The organism is Actinophytocola xinjiangensis (assembly GCF_001921215.1).
In the GTDB taxonomy this organism is placed as follows: Bacteria; Actinomycetota; Actinomycetes; order Mycobacteriales; family Pseudonocardiaceae; genus Actinophytocola; species Actinophytocola xinjiangensis.
In genome coordinates, this window is the sequence record NZ_MSIF01000002.1 from 291220 (window position 1) to 308013 (window position 16794).

15 protein-coding genes are annotated in these 16794 nt (G+C 73.9%); 12 read left to right on the forward strand and 3 right to left on the reverse strand.

The annotated features are described in order from the left end of the window. Positions 1 to 72 precede the first annotated feature (72 nt). The 3 genes from BLA60_RS06170 (at position 73) to BLA60_RS43000 (ending at position 3086) form a co-directional block, all read left to right on the forward strand. Positions 73 to 1371, forward strand: coding sequence for an aspartate aminotransferase family protein (locus BLA60_RS06170; RefSeq protein ID WP_075131760.1), 1299 nt, complete (start codon positions 73 to 75; stop codon positions 1369 to 1371). After that, positions 1368 to 2864 (forward strand): CoA-acylating methylmalonate-semialdehyde dehydrogenase, encoded by a 1497-nt coding sequence (locus tag BLA60_RS06175; RefSeq protein ID WP_162292908.1) that lies wholly within the window; start codon positions 1368 to 1370, stop codon positions 2862 to 2864. The genes BLA60_RS06170 and BLA60_RS06175 overlap by 4 nt, the downstream gene beginning before the upstream one ends. Before the next feature lie 63 nt (positions 2865 to 2927). Then, the gene (locus tag BLA60_RS43000) at positions 2928 to 3086 is read left to right on the forward strand and encodes a hypothetical protein (RefSeq protein WP_154814165.1); all 159 of its coding nucleotides are present in this window, start codon (positions 2928 to 2930) and stop codon (positions 3084 to 3086) included. 47 nt (positions 3087 to 3133) lie between these two features. On the opposite strand, the gene BLA60_RS43005 is transcribed toward BLA60_RS43000, so the two are convergent. Further along, positions 3134 to 3325: a hypothetical protein gene (locus tag BLA60_RS43005; protein ID WP_154814166.1), complete on the reverse strand. Its 192-nt coding sequence runs from the start codon at positions 3323 to 3325 to the stop codon at positions 3134 to 3136. A gap of 2185 nt (positions 3326 to 5510) precedes the next feature. Here BLA60_RS43005 and BLA60_RS43010 point away from each other — a divergent pair. From BLA60_RS43010 to BLA60_RS06190, 3 genes are all read left to right on the forward strand, one after another. After that, on the forward strand, positions 5511 to 5660 hold the full coding sequence (locus BLA60_RS43010) for a hypothetical protein (protein WP_154814167.1): 150 nt from the start codon (positions 5511 to 5513) through the stop codon (positions 5658 to 5660). Beyond that, the gene (locus BLA60_RS06185; protein ID WP_084734696.1) at positions 5653 to 6414 is read left to right on the forward strand and encodes an ESX secretion-associated protein EspG; all 762 of its coding nucleotides are present in this window, start codon (positions 5653 to 5655) and stop codon (positions 6412 to 6414) included. Before BLA60_RS43010 ends, BLA60_RS06185 begins: the two co-directional genes overlap by 8 nt. Positions 6415 to 6481: 67 nt before the next feature. Continuing rightward, positions 6482 to 7363: a S1C family serine protease gene (locus BLA60_RS06190; protein WP_075131764.1), complete on the forward strand. Its 882-nt coding sequence runs from the start codon at positions 6482 to 6484 to the stop codon at positions 7361 to 7363. Here BLA60_RS06190 and BLA60_RS43015 read toward each other — a convergent pair. Both BLA60_RS43015 and BLA60_RS06195 read right to left on the reverse strand, forming a co-directional pair. Then, the gene (locus BLA60_RS43015) at positions 7292 to 7525 is read right to left on the reverse strand and encodes a hypothetical protein (protein WP_154814168.1); all 234 of its coding nucleotides are present in this window, start codon (positions 7523 to 7525) and stop codon (positions 7292 to 7294) included. The genes BLA60_RS06190 and BLA60_RS43015 overlap by 72 nt on opposite strands. Further along, entirely contained in the window at positions 7506 to 7886 is a 381-nt protein-coding gene (locus BLA60_RS06195) for a hypothetical protein (RefSeq protein ID WP_075131765.1), read from the reverse strand. Before BLA60_RS06195 ends, BLA60_RS43015 begins: the two co-directional genes overlap by 20 nt. A 33-nt stretch (positions 7887 to 7919) precedes the next feature. Between BLA60_RS06195 and BLA60_RS06200 the strand changes: the two genes are divergently transcribed. The 6 genes from BLA60_RS06200 to BLA60_RS06225 are packed head-to-tail and all read left to right on the forward strand — an operon-like array spanning position 7920 to position 16711. Then, a complete protein-coding gene (locus tag BLA60_RS06200; protein WP_075132083.1) occupies positions 7920 to 10025 on the forward strand; it encodes a S9 family peptidase in 2106 nt (701 codons plus the stop codon). Then, on the forward strand, positions 10022 to 10975 hold the full coding sequence (locus BLA60_RS06205; protein ID WP_075131766.1) for an LLM class F420-dependent oxidoreductase: 954 nt from the start codon (positions 10022 to 10024) through the stop codon (positions 10973 to 10975). Before BLA60_RS06200 ends, BLA60_RS06205 begins: the two co-directional genes overlap by 4 nt. Before the next feature lie 51 nt (positions 10976 to 11026). Further along, positions 11027 to 12400 (forward strand): pyridoxal phosphate-dependent decarboxylase family protein, encoded by a 1374-nt coding sequence (locus BLA60_RS06210; RefSeq protein WP_245811843.1) that lies wholly within the window; start codon positions 11027 to 11029, stop codon positions 12398 to 12400. Continuing rightward, positions 12397 to 13692 (forward strand): lysine N(6)-hydroxylase/L-ornithine N(5)-oxygenase family protein, encoded by a 1296-nt coding sequence (locus tag BLA60_RS06215; protein ID WP_245811844.1) that lies wholly within the window; start codon positions 12397 to 12399, stop codon positions 13690 to 13692. The genes BLA60_RS06210 and BLA60_RS06215 overlap by 4 nt, the downstream gene beginning before the upstream one ends. Continuing rightward, positions 13689 to 15422: an IucA/IucC family protein gene (locus BLA60_RS06220; protein ID WP_075131767.1), complete on the forward strand. Its 1734-nt coding sequence runs from the start codon at positions 13689 to 13691 to the stop codon at positions 15420 to 15422. The genes BLA60_RS06215 and BLA60_RS06220 overlap by 4 nt, the downstream gene beginning before the upstream one ends. Beyond that, positions 15419 to 16711 (forward strand): type I glutamate--ammonia ligase, encoded by a 1293-nt coding sequence (locus BLA60_RS06225; RefSeq protein WP_075131768.1) that lies wholly within the window; start codon positions 15419 to 15421, stop codon positions 16709 to 16711. The genes BLA60_RS06220 and BLA60_RS06225 overlap by 4 nt, the downstream gene beginning before the upstream one ends. Positions 16712 to 16794: the final 83 nt, after the last annotated feature.

Below are 16794 nucleotides of genomic sequence, written 5' to 3' on the forward strand. Positions count from 1 at the left end.
TGCACACTCTACGGGCGTGCGGATACAGACTGTCCATGGCGCGCCAACGATCGCGCCGCCACACTCGGGACCATGGCCGAACCGCGTCTGATCGACCGCCACCGAGCCGTCATGCCCGACTGGCTCGCCCTCTACTACGACGACCCGCTGGAGATCGTGCACGGTCACGGGCGCCGGGTCACCGATGCGACCGGCAAGTCCTACCTGGACTTCTTCGCCGGCATCCTGACCAACGCCATCGGCTACGACGTCGCCGAGGTCAGCGACGCCGTGCGCAAACAGCTGGACTCGGGGATCCTGCACACCTCCACGCTGTACCTGATCCGCAGCCAGGTGGAACTCGCCGAGCAGATCGCGCGCCTGTCCGGCATCCCGGACGCGAAGGTGTTCTTCACCAACTCCGGCACCGAGGCCAACGAGACCGCGCTGATGCTGGCCACCCAGTACCGGCGCAGCAACCAGGTCCTGGCCCTGCGCAACTCCTACCACGGGCGGGCGTTCGCCACCGTCGGCGTCACCGGCATCCGAGGCTGGTCGGCCTCGGCCCTGTCGCCGGTCAAGGTGTCCTACGTGCACGGTGGCTACCGCTACCGGGGGCCGTTCGCCGGCTACTCCGACGCCGACTACGTCAAGGCGTGCACCGACGACCTGCGTGACGTGCTGCTCACCGGCACCTCCGGCGACGTCGCCTGCATGATCGTCGAGCCGATCCAGGGCGTCGGCGGGTTCACCTCCCCGCCCGACGGGCTGTTCGGCGCCTTCCACGAAGTCCTTGCCGAGCAAGGGATCCTGTTCGTCTCCGACGAGGTGCAGACCGGCTGGGGCCGCACCGGCGACACGTTCTGGGGCATCGAGGCGCACGGCGTCACCCCGGACATGATGACCTTCGCCAAGGGCCTGGCCAACGGCCTGGCGATCGGCGGCGTCGTCGCCCGCGGCTCGATCATGGACACCATCGCGTCCAACTCGATCTCCACCTTCGGCGGCAACCCGGTGTCCACCGCGGGCGCCCGCGCCGCCCTGGACTACCTGCTCGACCACGACCTCCAGGCCAACGCGGCGAGGCTGGGCGCGCGGCTGCTGGCCGGGCTGCGCGCCGTCGCGCAACGGCACCCGGTGGTCGGCGACGTGCGCGGCAAGGGCCTGATGGTCGGCATCGAACTGGTCGAACCCGGCGGCACCACACCCGCGCCGGCCGCGGCGGTCACCGTGCTGGAGGAATGCCGGCGGCTGGGCCTGCTGGTCGGCAAGGGCGGCCTGCACAACAACGTCATCCGGCTCGCCCCGCCGATGACCCTGACCGCCGAGGAACTCGACGAGGCGCTGGGCATCCTGGGCGAAGCCGTCGCGGCGGCGGACGGAGGTCGGTGATGGGCCGGATCAGCCACTGGATCGACGGCAAGCCCTGGGACGGCGTGCCGGCCCGGCACGGCGAGGTGTACGACCCGGCCACCGGCGAGGTCACCGGCCAGGTCGACTTCGCCGGCCCGACCGAGGTGGACCTGGCGGTCGACTCGGCCGCGCGGGCCTTCCCCGGCTGGCGCGACACCTCACTCGCCGCCAGGTCCCGCGTCCTGTTCGCGTTCCGTGAACTGCTCAACACCCACCGCGACGAGCTGGCGGCGATCGTCACCGCCGAACACGGCAAGGTGCTCGACGACGCGGCCGGCGAGGTCGGCCGGGCGCTGGAGAACGCCGAGTTCGCCTGCGGCATCCCGGCGCTGCTCAAGGGCGGTTTCTCGGAGAACGCCTCCACCAGGGTCGACGTGTACTCGCTGCGTCAGCCGCTGGGGGTCGTCGGCGTGATCTCGCCGTTCAACTTCCCGGCGATGGTGCCGCTGTGGTTCGTGCCGATCGCCATCGCCTGCGGGAACACGGTGGTGCTCAAGCCGTCGGAGAAGGACCCGTCGGCGTCGAACTTCGTCGCCGAGCTGTGGGCGCGGGCCGGGCTGCCCGACGGCGTGCTGAACGTGCTGCACGGCGACAAGGTGGCCGTCGACGGGCTGCTGACCCACCCGACCGTGCGCGGCATCTCCTTCGTCGGGTCGACGCCGGTCGCGCGGTACGTGTACGAGACCGCCACCAGCCACGGCAAACGCGTCCAGGCCCTCGGCGGGGCCAAGAACCACATGGTCGTGCTGCCCGACGCCGACCTCGACCTGGCCGCCGACGCGGCCGTCTCGGCCGGTTTCGGCTCGGCCGGCGAGCGGTGCATGGCCGTGTCGGTGGTCGTGGCCGTCGACCCGGTCGGCGACGAGCTGGTCGAGAAGGTGCGGGCCAGGATCGCCGACCTGCACGTCGGCGACGGCCGCCGGCCAGGCTGCCAGATGGGTCCGCTGGTCACCGGCGCGCACCGGGACAAGGTGGCGTCCTATGTGGAGACGGGGGTCGCCGAGGGCGCGTCGCTGGTCGTCGACGGTCGAGGCCACCCGATCGACGGCGAACCCGGCGGCTTCTGGCTCGGCCCGACCCTGTTCGACCACGTCAAACCCGAGATGACGGTGTACACCGACGAGATCTTCGGCCCCGTGCTGTCGGTGGTACGCGCCTCCAGCTACGCGGCGGCCGTCGACCTGGTCAACGCCAACCCGTACGGCAACGGCACCGCGATCTTCACCAACGACGGCGGTGCCGCGCGACGGTTCCAGAACGAGATCGAGGTCGGGATGGTCGGCGTGAACGTGCCGATCCCGGTGCCGGTCGCCTACTACTCCTTCGGCGGGTGGAAGGCGTCGCTGTTCGGTGACAGCCACGCCTACGGCCCCGATGGCCTGCACTTCTACACCAGGACGAAGGTGGTGACCAGCCGCTGGCTCGACCCGTCGCACGGCGGCGTCAACCTCGGTTTCCCCCGCAACGACTGACCTGATCGCCGCGTGCCGGCCGGCCGGGCGTCGTAAGGTGCCACCGTGAGACGAGGGGGCACCATGACTGATGCGATGACCGACGCCCGCCGCCGGGCGGCCGAGGCGGCGGCCCGCACCGCGACCGGGGCGGAACCGGACGCCGACACCGTCGACGGCCAGGAGCCGACGGCGCCGCCGCCACACGCCCCGCCCCGCCCGGCCCGGCGGGCGAGGCGGTAGCTGTCCGTGTTCACATCAGTCGGGGCGGGTTTGACCGGCGCGGAGATCTACCGCACCTTCCACAACGACACCCTGGCCATCGGCGCCGCCGACGCGTTCGAGGACGCGCGCCAGGCGGTCCGCGAGGTGCCGCCGGTGCCGGGCAGACCCGGACTGTGGGACAACCTGACCTCGGCGGCGGGTGCCACCCGCAGCCACGAAACCCTCCTCAACCAGATCAACGCGGCGAACGAGTTCAACGTGTCCGTGATGGAGCGTTACGAGGCGGCGTCCCGGCCGGTCGACAGTCCTGGTGGGACGCCCCCGCCCGCCCCGGCCTGGCCCGACCCGCCGGGGGACGGGGCCGGCGGGTCCGGCGGCGGGCCTTCGGTGGGGTGGCCCGAGGCGCCGGGTGGTTGGCCGTCCGGTCGGGACCTGTCCGATGTGGCTGGTGGACGAGGTGCGCCGGGTTCGTCCGGTGGCTGGAACGTGCCTGACGCGTCGGGTGGGTCGCCCAATGGCTGGCCTGAGGCGTCCGGTGGTGGGCAACCGCCTGATTCGCATGGTGGTCGTGGTTCGTCTGGTGGCCGGATCGTGCCTGATGCGTCGGGTGGGGCGTCCAACGGTTGGCCTGAGGCGTCTGGTGGTGGGCCGTCGTCTGATTCGCACGGTGGTCGTGGTCCGTCCGAGGTCCCTGGCGGTCGGCCTGTGCCGGATCCGTCCGGTGGCTTTTCTGAGCAGTCCGGCAGGTGGACCGCGTCCGATCGGCCTGGTGGCGGGAATCTGCCTGGGGCGCCGGGGAATCGGAGCGTTCCTGAGCCGTCGGGTGGGCGGAACTGGCCGGAGCCGGCCGGTGGTCGGAACGCGACCGAGGTGGCGGGCGGCCGGAACGGTCCGTCCGGTGGCTGGAACGCGCCTGGTCCGAACGGTCGTGGTGTGCCGCAGGGGAACGGAGTTCCCGGCGGCTGGCCCGACGCCTCGGGAGGCCGGGGCCGGCCGGGGCCGCCTGACGGCAGGAACGGTCCGACCAGGCCCGACCCGTCCGACGGACGTGGTCTCCCGAATGCGCCGGGCGGTCAGTTCCGGCCCGATTCCCAGAGCGGTCAGGGTTTTCCCGCGGTGCCGGGCGCGCGGACACTGCCGGAGTCGTCGAACGGCGCGCCGGCTGGCGGGAATCCGCCGGCCCGTCGACAAGCGCCGGGCGGCTTTCCCGAGGCGCCCGCGCCCGGTCGGGGATTACCTGATTCCCCGGCGGGGCCGAGTGCGCCGGCTGCCCGAGGCAGGCTTGACCGGCCGGGCAACCAGGGCCCGCCCGACGGTGCCCGTGCGGTGCCGGGCACCGGCGCCCCGGACCTGGGCGGCAGCCGGCCTCACCCTGATCCGGCGGCCGGCCGAGGCGGGCAGAATCCGCCAGGTGGCTGGAACTCACCCGCCGGTCCGGATGGCAGCGCCCGGAACCTGCCCGCGATGCCCGACGCGTCCGGCGATCGGAACCGTCCCCCGGACCCGCGCGGCGGACTGGGCGCGGCCGGTGGCGTGACTGGGCCGGGCCGTGCCCCGGCCGAGGGTGGACCCGGCGGCCTGAGCCGGCCCGAGTGGCCGGACCGGAACTTGCCCGAGTCGCCTGGTGGGCGTGGTGTGCCGGAGGTGTCTGGTGGCCTGAATCGGCCCGATGCGTCGGGTGGGTGGAACCTGCCGGAGTCCCCAGGTGGGCCGGATGGCCGTGGCGCGCCGGAATCGCCCGGTGGGCGTGGTGTGCCTGATGCGGCGGGCAGTGGGAACGAGGGGGCGTCGCGGGGTGGGCGGGGTGTGCCTGAGCCACCTGGTGGGCGGGGTCCGTCCGATGTGGTGGATGGTCGGGGCGTGCCGGGCGTGCCGGGCGTGCCGGGTGGGGCTGGTGGGGTGAATCGGGCCGATGGGACGGGTGGTCGGCTGGAAGTGCCTGGTGGGCCTCGTGGTCGGACCTTGCCTGAGCCACCTGGTGGGCGGAACCAGCCTGAGATGCCTGCCCGACAAGGCATCGGCGGTGTGAATCGGCCGGAGATGGCTTCGGGCGGCGGTGGGCGGAACGTGTCTGGGCCGGGTGGCGGACGGAATCCGGCTGGGCCGCCGCCTGGGTCGCCGGCTGGGTCGCCGCCTGGGCCGCCGCCTGGGTCGCCGGCTGGGCAGGGTTGGAACCGTGCGGGTGGGCAGCAGCCTCCGTCCATGCCGTTGCCTGTTCAGGCGGGGCCGGGTGCGTCTCAGTCGGCTTCGTTGGCGCAGTTGGATTTCGGGCCGGGGTCGCCGGCTCCCGTGCCCCCGTCGCCGCCACCGCCACCGCCGCCGGTGGTTCGGGCGGTGGCGCCGCCGCCCACGCCGATGGACTTCTCGGGCGGGTTCGGGCCTCAGGGGAGTGGGGGGTTCGGGCCGGGAGGTAGCAGCAGTTTCGTCGGCGGGTACGGGCCGTTGGAGACGACGCCGGCCGCCGACGCCGCTGACGGCGGGCAACCTCCGCAGCGGGTGGAGCAGGAGCGGCCCAGTTTCCTGCTCGAACCTGAACATCACGAGACCTTTGGCACCGACGCGGTCACCTCGCCGCCGGTGATCGGTGAGTAGAACCGTGGTTATCGCCAGTCCACTGACCCTGTCGGCCGACGCGTTGGGGCGGCTTGTCCGCGCCGAGCGGCTCGGGGACCTGCATGTCACGCTGCGGCCGTTGGCGCGGTGGCGGCCCCGACCCGACCAGGAGCAGCTCGAGGCCGACGAACGTGACGAGTTCCTCGGGCTCGGCCTCATCGACGACAGCGGCCGGCTCGACCCGGACGTCGCCGCGACGTTCGGGCTGTTGTGCCGGCCGGGGGCCGAGTTCTACGGGTGGATCAGCGAGGGCGAGCGGACCCGGGGGGTGCTGGCGGCCGCCTCCGGGCGGGACGCGGTGCTGGCCATCCGGGACCGGGACACCGTCACGATCAACCAGATCAGGGCGGACGCCTTGCCCGACGTCCTGGTCGCGCAGGCGCCGGACGTGCTGCCGGCCAGAGGCGACACGTTCGCGTTCCTGCGGTCGGAGGTGTTCGCCGCGTCCGGCGGGAGGCACCGCACCGACGACGACGGGCCGGTCCGCTCGGTCCACCAGATCATGGCCCAGCCCACCACCGGCGGCGGTGAACTCAACGTCGCCGTCCGTGACCGCACCGGGCGGCGACGGACCGCGCCCTACCCGCTGCGCTACGTCGACACCGACGCCGGCCGCTGGCTCAACCACATGACCGACGCCGGCGGCGGCGAACACAACGTCCTCGTCGCCCCCGCCACCCGCACCGACCTGGTCAGACGCCTCCAGGACATGCACCGGGCCCTCCTCGGCTGACCGGGTTCTTGGGCGACCCTTCGGCGGCGCACAGCTGATTCCCAGACAACGCGCCCACCGTGGAGGCATGACCAGCTACGAGCCACCCCAGCCCCACCAGCCGCCCTGTGAGCAACCGCCGCCGTGGTGGTCCGCCCAGCAGCCACCGCACCAGCCGGCGAGGTCCCGCCGGTTGAGTCGCAACGTCGTCGTTGTGGTGGCGGCCGCCGTCCTGGCCGGGGGCGGGGTCGGCGGCGTCGTGGGGGCGACGCTCGGCGGCGGCGACACCACCGCCACCCCGACCACCGCCACCGCCACGACCGCCAACGCGCCGACGGACGTCAGCTCCGTCGTGGCCAAGGTCCAGAACAGCGTCGTCCAGATCTCGGGGCGCACGGCCGGCGGCGAGGTCATCGGGTCGGGGGTGATCGTCAGCGGTGACGGCCGGATCCTGACCAACAACCACGTCGTCGCGGGCGCGGGGGAGCTGACCGTGACCCTGTCGGACGGGCGGACGGCCGGCGCGACCGTGCTGGACACCGCGCCCACCTCCGACCTCGCGGTCATCCAGGTGCACGGCCTGTCCGGGCTCACCGCCGCCGAGTTGGGGAACTCGGACGACGTCCGGGTCGGCGACGAGGTCATCGCGATCGGGTCGCCGGACGGCCTCCAGGGCACGGTCACCACGGGCATCGTCAGCGCGGTGGACCGGGAGGTTCAGGTGCCGGCGGGGCATGGGCAGAACAACCGGGTGAGCGACCAGTCGGTCAGCTATCGCGCGATCCAGACCGACGCGTCGATCAACCAGGGCAACTCCGGCGGTCCGCTGTTCGACGCCAACGGCCGGGTCATCGGCATCAACTCGGCGATGTACTCGCCGGTCGTCGGCGCCGACGGGTCAGCGGGCAGTGTCGGGATCGGGTTCGCCATCCCCAGCAACGATGCCCAGCAGGTGCTCGACCAGAGCTGACCCGCCGGCCACCACGCTCGCCCGCCGCGCCTCGGCGGCCGCCACCTCGGCCCGGGTGAGCAGCCACGAGGCCCGCCGCACCCGCGCCCGCATCCGCCGCGCCGCCACCAGCAGCGCGGCGGCGCCGGCGGTCAGCACACAGCTAAGGACGACGGTCAGCACGGTGCAACCGCACGTCCGCCCGCACCCCGGCGCCGGACAGCGCCGCCCGCACCCGGTCGATCAGCTTGCGGTGCACCACATCCCGCACGAGCCTGGGGGTCAGTGCGGTCAGCGGACGGGTCAGGGCGCTGTGCTGGTGAGCCAGCTCGAACAGGTTCAGCAGCTCCACGGTGATCAGGTGCCGCGCCCCGGTGCCGAACGCGCCGCGCAGCTCCGGCGGCAGCGCCTCGATCCGCTCGGCGACCTCCGAGGCCCGCGTGGTGAGCGTCGCCACCTCGCGGCGCAGCGCCAGCACCTCCCGCACGGCGATCGCCAGCACCCCCAGCCCGATGAGCACCAGAACCAGCCCGACGACCTCCATGCCCGGACACGCTACGGGACATAGGGTGCGGTGGTGACCAACGAGAGCTCATTCCTGCGCAGGCAGGCCAGAACACAGCGGTTCACCCTCGGCACCCCCCGTGGTTTCCAGGTCTCACCCGATGGCCGGCGGGTGCTGTTCCTGCGTTCGGCCTCCGGCGAGGACCGCCAGCACCTGCTCTGGCGACTCGACCTCACCACCGGTGAGGAGTCCCGCCTGGCCGACCCGGCACGGCTGCTCGGCGGCGACGGCGACGAGCAGCTCCCGCTGCAGGAGCGCGCGCGTCGCGAACGCAGCCGCGAGCAGGCCGGTGGCGTGGTCGGCAACGCCACCGACGCCGCCGTGCGCACGGTCGCGTTCGCCCTGTCCGGCAAGCTGTTCGTGGCCGACGCCGTCGACGGGACCGCGCGGGAGCTGCCGGCGGCGGCCGGGGTGATCGACCCCCGGCCCGACCCGACCGGCACGCACGTCGCCTACGTGTCCGGCAACGCGCTGCGGGTGATCGGGGTCGACGGCACCGGTGACCGGGCACTGGCCGAGCCGGCCGGACCCGACCAGGCGTGCGGGGTCGCCGAGTTCCTGGCGGCCGAGGAGATGGGGCGTTCGCGCGGGTACTGGTGGTCACCGGACGGGACCCGACTGCTGGTGGCGTTCACCGACGCCAGCCCGGTGCGCCGCTGGTACATCGCCGACCCGGCCAACCCGGAGGCCGAGCCGGCGGTGGTGTCCTACCCGGCCGCCGGCACCGACAACGTCGAGGTGCGGCTGGCGGTGCTGGGCCTGGACGGGTCCCGCGTGGACGTCGACTGGGACCACGCCGACCTGCCGTACCTGGTCGAGGCGCACTGGTCGGCGGGCGGGCCGCCGCTGCTGGCGTTGGCGCCCCGGGACCAGAAGCGGATGCAGGTCCGGTCGGTCGACCCGGACACCGGCGCCACCGAGGTCCTGGCGCAGGAGACCGACGAGCACTGGGTGGAGGTCGTGCCCGGGGTGCCGGCCTGGACGCCGGACGGGCGGCTGGTGCGGGTGGCGGTGGTCGACGGCGCGAACCGGATCGTGGTGGACGGCAAGGAGATCACGCCGCCGGACCTGTTCGTGCGGGCGGTGCTCGACGCCGGTGACGACATCCTGTTCACCGCCTCGGCGCACGACCCGACCCAGGTTCACGTCTACCGGGCCGGCGACACCGTCACTCGTGTGTCCACATCGGACGGTGTGCACGGCGCGTCCCGGTCCGGTGCGCACACCGTGCTGGCCTCGTGGTCGCTCGACCGGTCGGGGCCGGTGGTGCGGGTGCTGCGCGGTGACCAGGGAGGTGACGAGGAGATCGCGCGGATCGCCTCGCACGCCGTGGATCCCGGCGTCGCCCCCGAACCGCACCTGATGGTGCTCGGCGAGCGGAAGCTGCGCGCGGCGCTGCTCTACCCGGCCGGGCACGTGCCGGGCAGCGGCAAGCTCCCGGTGCTGCTCGACCCCTACGGCGGCCCGCACGCCCAGCGCGTGCTGTCCTCGCGCAACGCCTACCTTGGCGCGCAGTGGCTGGCCGACCAGGGTTTCGCCGTGCTGATCGCCGACGGCCGGGGCACGCCGGGCCGGGGATCGGTGTGGGAGCGGGAGATCGCGTTCGACTTCGCCGGCGCGACGCTCGACGACCAGGTCGACGCGCTGCACGCCGCCGCCGAACACCACCCCGACCTCGACCTGTCCACGGTGGCCATCCGGGGCTGGTCCTACGGCGGCTACCTGTCCGCGCTGGCCGTGCTGCGCCGCCCGGACGTGTTCCACGCGGCGATCGCCGGCGCACCGGTCATCGACTGGCGCCTCTACGACACCCACTACACCGAGCGCTACCTCGGCCATCCCGACGAGTACCCGGAGGTCTACGCGCGCAACTCGCTGGTCGACGACGCGCCGAACCTCAAGCGCCCGTTGCTGATCATCCACGGGCTGGCCGACGACAACGTGGTGGTGGCGCACTCGGTGCGGATGTCGGCCGCGCTGGTGGCCGCCGGCCGGCCGCACGCGCTGCTGCCGCTGCCCGGCGTCACCCACATGACCCCGCAGGACGACGAGGTGGCGGAGAACTTCATGACGATGCAGGTCAGCTGGCTCAAGGACGCGTTGGGGGTGGCGCGGTGAAGGTCCAACGCTGGGGCATCACGCTGCCGCTGACCGGGATCCCGCTGGCCGCGCACCGCGAGCTGGTGCGCGAGCTCCAGGGCCTTGGCTACACCGACGTCTGGTCGGCCGAGACCGCCGGCACCGACGCGTTCACCCCGCTGGCGCTGACCAGCGAGTGGGCGCCGGGGCTGCGGCTGGGCACGGCGATCGCCCCCGTCTACACCCGGGGGCCGGGCCTGCTGGCGATGCAGGCGGCGACGATCGCGGAGCTGGCGCCGGGTCGGTTCGTGCTCGGTGTCGGCACCTCGACGCCGACGATCGTCACCGGCTGGAACGCCGTGCCGTTCACCGACCCGTACGCGCGGGCCAGGGACACCCTGCGGTTCCTGCGCGCGGCGCTGGTCGGGGACAAGGTCAGCGAGGACTACCCGACGTTCGCGGTGTCGAAGTTCCGGCTGGAGCGTCCGCCGACACCGCCGCCGCCGATCCTGCTGGCCGCGCTGCGTCCCGGGATGCTGCGGCTGGCCGCGCGGGAGGCCGACGGCGCCATCACCAACTGGCTCGCGCCCGGCGACGTGCCCCAGGTGCGGGCCGAGCTGGGGGCGGCCGGTGAGCTGGTCGCCAGGGTGTTCGTCTGCCCGACCGAGGACGCGGAGGCGGCGCGCGGCCTGGGCCGGATGCTGATCAGCAGCTACCTGACGGTGCCGGTGTACGCGGCGTTCCACGACTGGCTTGGCCGGGGCGAGGTGCTGGCGCCGATGCACGCGGCGTGGGCGGCGGGCGACCGGGCGGGGGCCAACGCGGCCATCCCGGACTCGGTGGTCGACGACCTGATCGTGCACGGTCCGGTCGAGTACTGCCGCGAGCGGGTGGCCGCCTACCTGGAGGCCGGACTGGACACGCCGGTGATCTCCGTGCTGCCGACCGGCGCTGATCCACTGGAGCTGGTGCGGTCGCTGGCTCCGTGAACGCCGGCCGTATTCTGGCTCTGGTTAGGCAAACCTAAGAATGGGGTCAGCTTGTTCGAATCGGGCACCTCCACCGACCCGGCGTTGGCCGGTGGAGCCGCCGGCGCCCAACGGGTGCGGGAACTGGTGGGCGTGGCGCTGGACGCGGTGACCCGAGCCTCGGGGGAGCGCCCCGGCCCGATCCCGGCCGGCGGCCCGCGTGCCGTCGCGAACGTGCTGGCCGGGGCGCTGGCCGACACGGGAGTGTTGCCGGAGCAGGGGATCGGGTCGGCCTCGGCGCTCGGTGAGCTGACCGGGCTGCTCACCGCCGGCTCGGTCGACCCGGCCCACCCGTGGTGCGCCGCGCACCTGCACGGGCCGACGCTGGCCGTGGCCGCCGCCGCCGACCTGGTGGCCAGCATGCTCAACCCGTCGATGGACTCCTGGGACCAGGCGCCGGTGGCCAGCGAGCTGGAGCGGGAGCTGACGGCCGCGTTCGCCCGGCTGTGCTACCCCGACGCCGCCGTGCCCGACGCGGTGGTCACCAGCGGCGGCACCGAGTCCAACCTGCTTGGCCTGCTGCTGGCCAGGGAGGCCGGCGTCCGGCACGTGGCGCGCGGGCGGAACGCGCACCACAGCGTCGACCGGGCCGCGTGGCTGCTCGGCCTGCCGGCCCCGACCGTCGTGGACACCGAGGACCCGGACGGGATCCGGCTGCCGGCCGGCGCGGTGCTGGTCGCCACGGCCGGCACCACCGACACCGGCGCCATCGACCCGCTGCCGGCGCTGGCGGACGTCGCCGAACGGGCCGGGGCGTGGCTGCACGTGGACGCCTCCTACGGCGGCGCGCTGCTGTTCAGCCGCCGGCTGGCGCCGCTGCTCGACGGGCTCACCCGCGCCGACTCGGTGGCCGTGGACCTGCACAAGTTCGGGTGGCAGCCGATCGCCGCCGGGCTGCTGGCCACCCGCGAGCCGATCACCGCGCTGGACGTGCGTGCCGACTACCTCAACCCGGACGACGACATGGAGGCCGGCCTGCCCGACCTGCTGGGCCGGTCGCTGCGCACGTCCCGCCGGCCGGACGCGTTCAAGATCGCCGTGACGCTGCGGGCGCTGGGCCGCGCGGGCGTCGGCGCGCTGGTCGAGCGGTGCTGCCGCCGGGCCACCGACCTCGCCGAGGCCATCGACCGGCATCCCGGCCTGCGGCTGTGGGGGCGCCCGGCGCTCTCGACGGTGCTGTTCCGCCCGGCCGGCGCCACCGACGACCAGGCCGGCGACACGGCCGTCGCCGGGATCCGCCGCGACCTGCTCGACGATGGCCGCGCGGTGCTGGGCCGGGCGACGGTCGACGGTCGGGTGTGGCTGAAGCTGACCCTGCTCAACCCCGAGGCCGACGAGGCGGCGCACGTCGAACTGCTCGATCTCGTGGCCTCGGTCGCGACGTGACGGACCCGCCACTGGACCCACCGCTGGACCTCGCCGGGGTGGGGATCGGCCCGGCGAACCTGTCGCTGGCGGCGCTCGCGGCCCCGGTCGATGGCCTGCGCACGGCGTTCTTCGAGCAGTCCCCACGGTTCCGCTGGCACCCGGGGCTGATGATCGACGGCACGACGTTGCAGGTGCCGTTCCTGGCCGACCTGGTGTCGCTGGTGGACCCGGTGAACCCGCTGTCGTTCCTGGCCTACCTGCGCGACCGGGAGCGGCTGTTCCCGTTCTACCTCGCGGAGAACTTCCACATCCCGCGCGCCGAGTACGACGACTACTGCGCCTGGGCCTCGGCGCGGCTGCCGGCCTGCCGGTACGGGCAGCGGGTGCGTTCGGTGCGCTGGGCCGGGGACGTGTTCGAGCTGGACGTCGAGCCGGCGGGCGTGGTGCGGGCGCGCGCGGTGGTGCTCGGCGTCGGCACCGAGCCGGTGCTGCCCGCGCCGCTGGAACCGTTGGCCGGCAACGGGGTCGTGCACTCGGCGGACTACCTGCCGGCCCGGAGGCGGCTGTTGGCCGCGCCGGACGTGACGGTCGTGGGTTCCGGGCAGTCCGGGGCGGAGGTGTTCCTGGACCTGCTGCGGGCCAGGCCGTCCGGCCACGGCACGCTGCGCTGGCTGACCCGCACGCCGGCGTACGCGCCGATGGAGTACTCGAAGCTGGGGTTGGAGCAGTTCACCCCGGACTACGTGCGGTTCTTCCACGGCCTCGACGAGCCGACCCGTGACCGGCTGGTGCCCGCGCAGTGGCAGCTGTACAAGGCGATCAGCGCGGAGACCATCGCCGAGATCCACGACGAGCTGTACCGGCGCACGGTCGGCGGCGGCTGGCCGAACACCGCCCTGCTGCCCGGCGTCGAGGTCGTGGCGGCCGGCGAGGGAGACGGGCGGATCGAGCTGTCGCTGCGGCACGTCGCTCAGGGCGCCGCGGCGAGCGTGCGCACCGACGCGGTGGTCTGCGCGACCGGCTACCGCGAACGGGACACCGCCGCACTGCTCGCGCCGCTGGCCGACCTGGTCGAGCGGGACGCCGCCGGGCGCCTGGCGGTCGACGCCGACTACCGGGTACGGCTGCGGGCCGGCGGCCCGCTGTTCGTGCAGAACGCCGAGCGGCACACCCACGGGGTCGGCGCGCCCGACCTGGGGCTGGTGGCGTGGCGTTCGGCGCGCATCCTGAACACCGTGTGCGGGCGGGAGGTCCACCGGCTGCCGGCCCGCACGGCGTTCACCACCTTCGGACTCGGGGAGGTTCCATGAGTTCCTGGCGCGCGGCCGGCTCGCTCGTGGTGCACAAGATGCTGGGCGAGCTGAGCTACGAGGGCCTGTTCGAGCCGGTGCCCGACGGCGACGGCTGGCTGCTGGAGTTCCCTGGCGCCCGCTACCGCTTCCTGGCCAGGCGGGGCGCGTTCGAGTCCTGGCACGTCGAGCCGGGCAGCGCGACCCGTGACGGCGAGCCGGCGCACGACCCGCGCGTGCTGGTGGTCGACGCGCGCCAGCGCCTCGGCCTGACCGGCCTGCGCCTGGCCGACGTGCTCGCCGAGCTGACCGCCACGGTCACCAACGAGGCCACCCGGCTGGCCACCGCCCCGAACGCCACCGAGCTGTCCACACTGGACTACAACGTGGCCGACGGGATGCTCACCGGTCACCCCCGGCTGGTGCTCAACAAGGGCCGGGTCGGGTTCTCGGCGTCCGACCGCGACCGCTACGCGCCCGAGTCCGGCCGGGAGTTCCCGCTGCGCTGGTTCGCCGTGCACCGCGAGCACGCCTCGTTCCGCGCCGTCGCCGGGCTGACCGAACAGGGCCTGCTGACCGAGGAGCTCGGCGAGGACCTGGCCCGGTTACGCGCACCGCTGGCCGACCCGGACTCCTACGTCCTGGTCCCGGTGCACCCGTGGCAGGCCGACGAGATCATCGGCACCCTCTACGCCGGTGAGCTGGCGAACGGCGTGGTCGTGCCGCTGGGCGAGGGCACCGACCACTACCGTCCACACCAGACGATCCGGACGCTGGCCAACCGCACCTCGCCGCACCGCCGCGACGTCAAGACCGCCGTGTCGGTGCGCAACACGCTGGTCTACCGGGGGCTGGCCCAGGCGGCGACGCTGGCCGCGCCGTCGGTCACCACCTGGCTGCGGCGCATCGACGCCGCCGACCCGCTGCTGGCGCGGCGCTACCGGTTCGAGCTGCTCGGCGAGGTCGCCAGCGTCTCGGTGCGCCACCCGCTGCTGGGTCATCTCGACGAGTTGCCCTACCGGTTCCACGAGACGCTCGGCGCGTTGTGGCGCGAGCCGATCGGCGCGCGCCTGGCGCCGGGGGAGCGGGCGATCTCCTTCGCCGCGTTGCCCTACCGGGGCCCCGACGGCGAGGCGGTGCTCGTCCGGTTGATCCGCGAGTCCGGAATGGACACCGGGGTGTGGCTGGTGAGGCTGCTGGACCTGCTGCTCACCCCGCTGCTGCACTGGCTGCTGCGCTACGGCGTCGGGTTCTGCCCGCACGGCCAGAACCTGATCCTGATCGCCGACGAGCACGGCACCCCCCTGCGGGTGGCGATCAAGGACTTCGCCCAGGGCGTCGACCTGCTCGACGAGGACCTTCCGGAATACGCTTTCCTCGACGGCGACGCCAACGCCGACATGCTCCGCTGGCCCGGCCGGCTGCTCGCCCAGTCGCTGTTCAGCTCGGTGTTCGCCGGCCAGCTGCGGTTCTGGGCCGAACTGCTGCTCGACGACCTCGGCCATCCCCGGGCCGGCCTGTGGACGCCGGTCCGCGAGATCGTCGGCCGCTACCGCGACGAGCACCCCGACCTGGCCGCCCGCTTCGACGCCTGCCAGCTGTTCGCCCCCGACGTGGAGCGGGTGACGCTCAACCGCGAACACCTCGCCGGCCAGGGCTTCGACAAGGTCGACCGCGACGACGAGTTCGACGTCCGGTACGGCCGCGCCCGCAACCCGCTGGCCGGCGCCGACCCGGACGGCGCCTGGTGATCACCAACCGGCGCCCGCGCGGCCCGCGTACCCTCGCCGACCGCGCGGCGACCGCCGCCGACCTGGCCGACGCCCTGCGCTCCGAAGTGGACAGTGGGGCGGTGCGGTCGCTGGTGCTGCTGGTGCCCGACCCGCACGCCCGGTTCGCCTCGGTGGAGCTGGGCGCGCGGTTCTTCGTCGACACCGTGCTGGCCGGCGGATACGGGGTGTGCTCGTACGTGTTCGCCTGGAACCCGGCCCGCGAGGCGGTGAGCGCCGAGGTCTTCGCCCCCTACACCGCGACCTACGGCGACCTGCTGATGCGCCCCGACCTGGCCACGCTCACCCCGCTGCCCGGCGAGCCCGGGACCTGGCTGGTGGTCTGCGACGTCGAGTGGCCCGGCGGCGAACCGGTGCCGATCGCCCCGCGCACCGCGCTGCGCGGCCAGCTGGCGGCCGTCGAGGAACTCGGCCTGGTGCCGTCGGTGGGCATCGAGCACGAGGTCACCTTCACCGACGCCGCCGGCGAGCCGCTGGTCACCGACGGCCTCGACTACGCCACCCTGGACCGGCTGCGTCCCCTGCTGAACGCCGTCGGGTCCGAGGTGGACGAGGCGGGCCTGGACGTGGAGTCCCGGCGCGGCGAGTGCCACCCCGGCCAGTACGAGAGCGTGCTCGGCCACCGCGACGCCCTCGCCGCCTGCGACGACGCGATGCTCCAGCAGCTGCTCATCCGCCGGGCGGCGACCGCGCGCGGCGTGCGGGCCGGCTACCTGGCCGCCGAGACCGCCGGCGCCGGCAGCTCCTGCCACGTCCACCTCTCGCTGTCGCGGCGGGACGGTTCACCGGCCGACCTGGACCGGTTCGTCGCCGGCGTCCTGGCCGCCGCGGCCGACCTGACCGCGATCTGGGCGCCCACCTGGAACTCCTACGTCCGGCTGCGCACCGCCCCGTTCGCCCCCCGCGACCTGCGGGTCGGTGTCGACGACCGCACCGCGGCCCTGCGCCTGGCCGGCACCGGCGCGAACCGCCGGGTCGAGGTGCGGCTGGCCGGTGCGGACGCCCCACCGCACCTGGTGGTCGCCGCCCTGCTGGCCGCCGGCCGGCACGGCCCGACCGGCACTCCACCCGGGCGACTGCACGACACCCCGTGGGCCGCCCGCGCCGCCCTGCACGGCTCGGCCCTGGCCCGCACCCTGCTCGGGGACGCCATGGTCGACGCCCGGGTCGCCCTCCTGGACGAGGAGATCGCCGCCGGCCTGGACACGGTCACCGACTGGCAACGCCACCGGGGTGACCTGCGCGCCTGAGTGTCCAGAACGCGGCCGGGACGTCGGTGGAGAAAAAAAGCATGCACGCTTGCTTGGAACTGGTCCGGCGTGCCAGGGTGGAA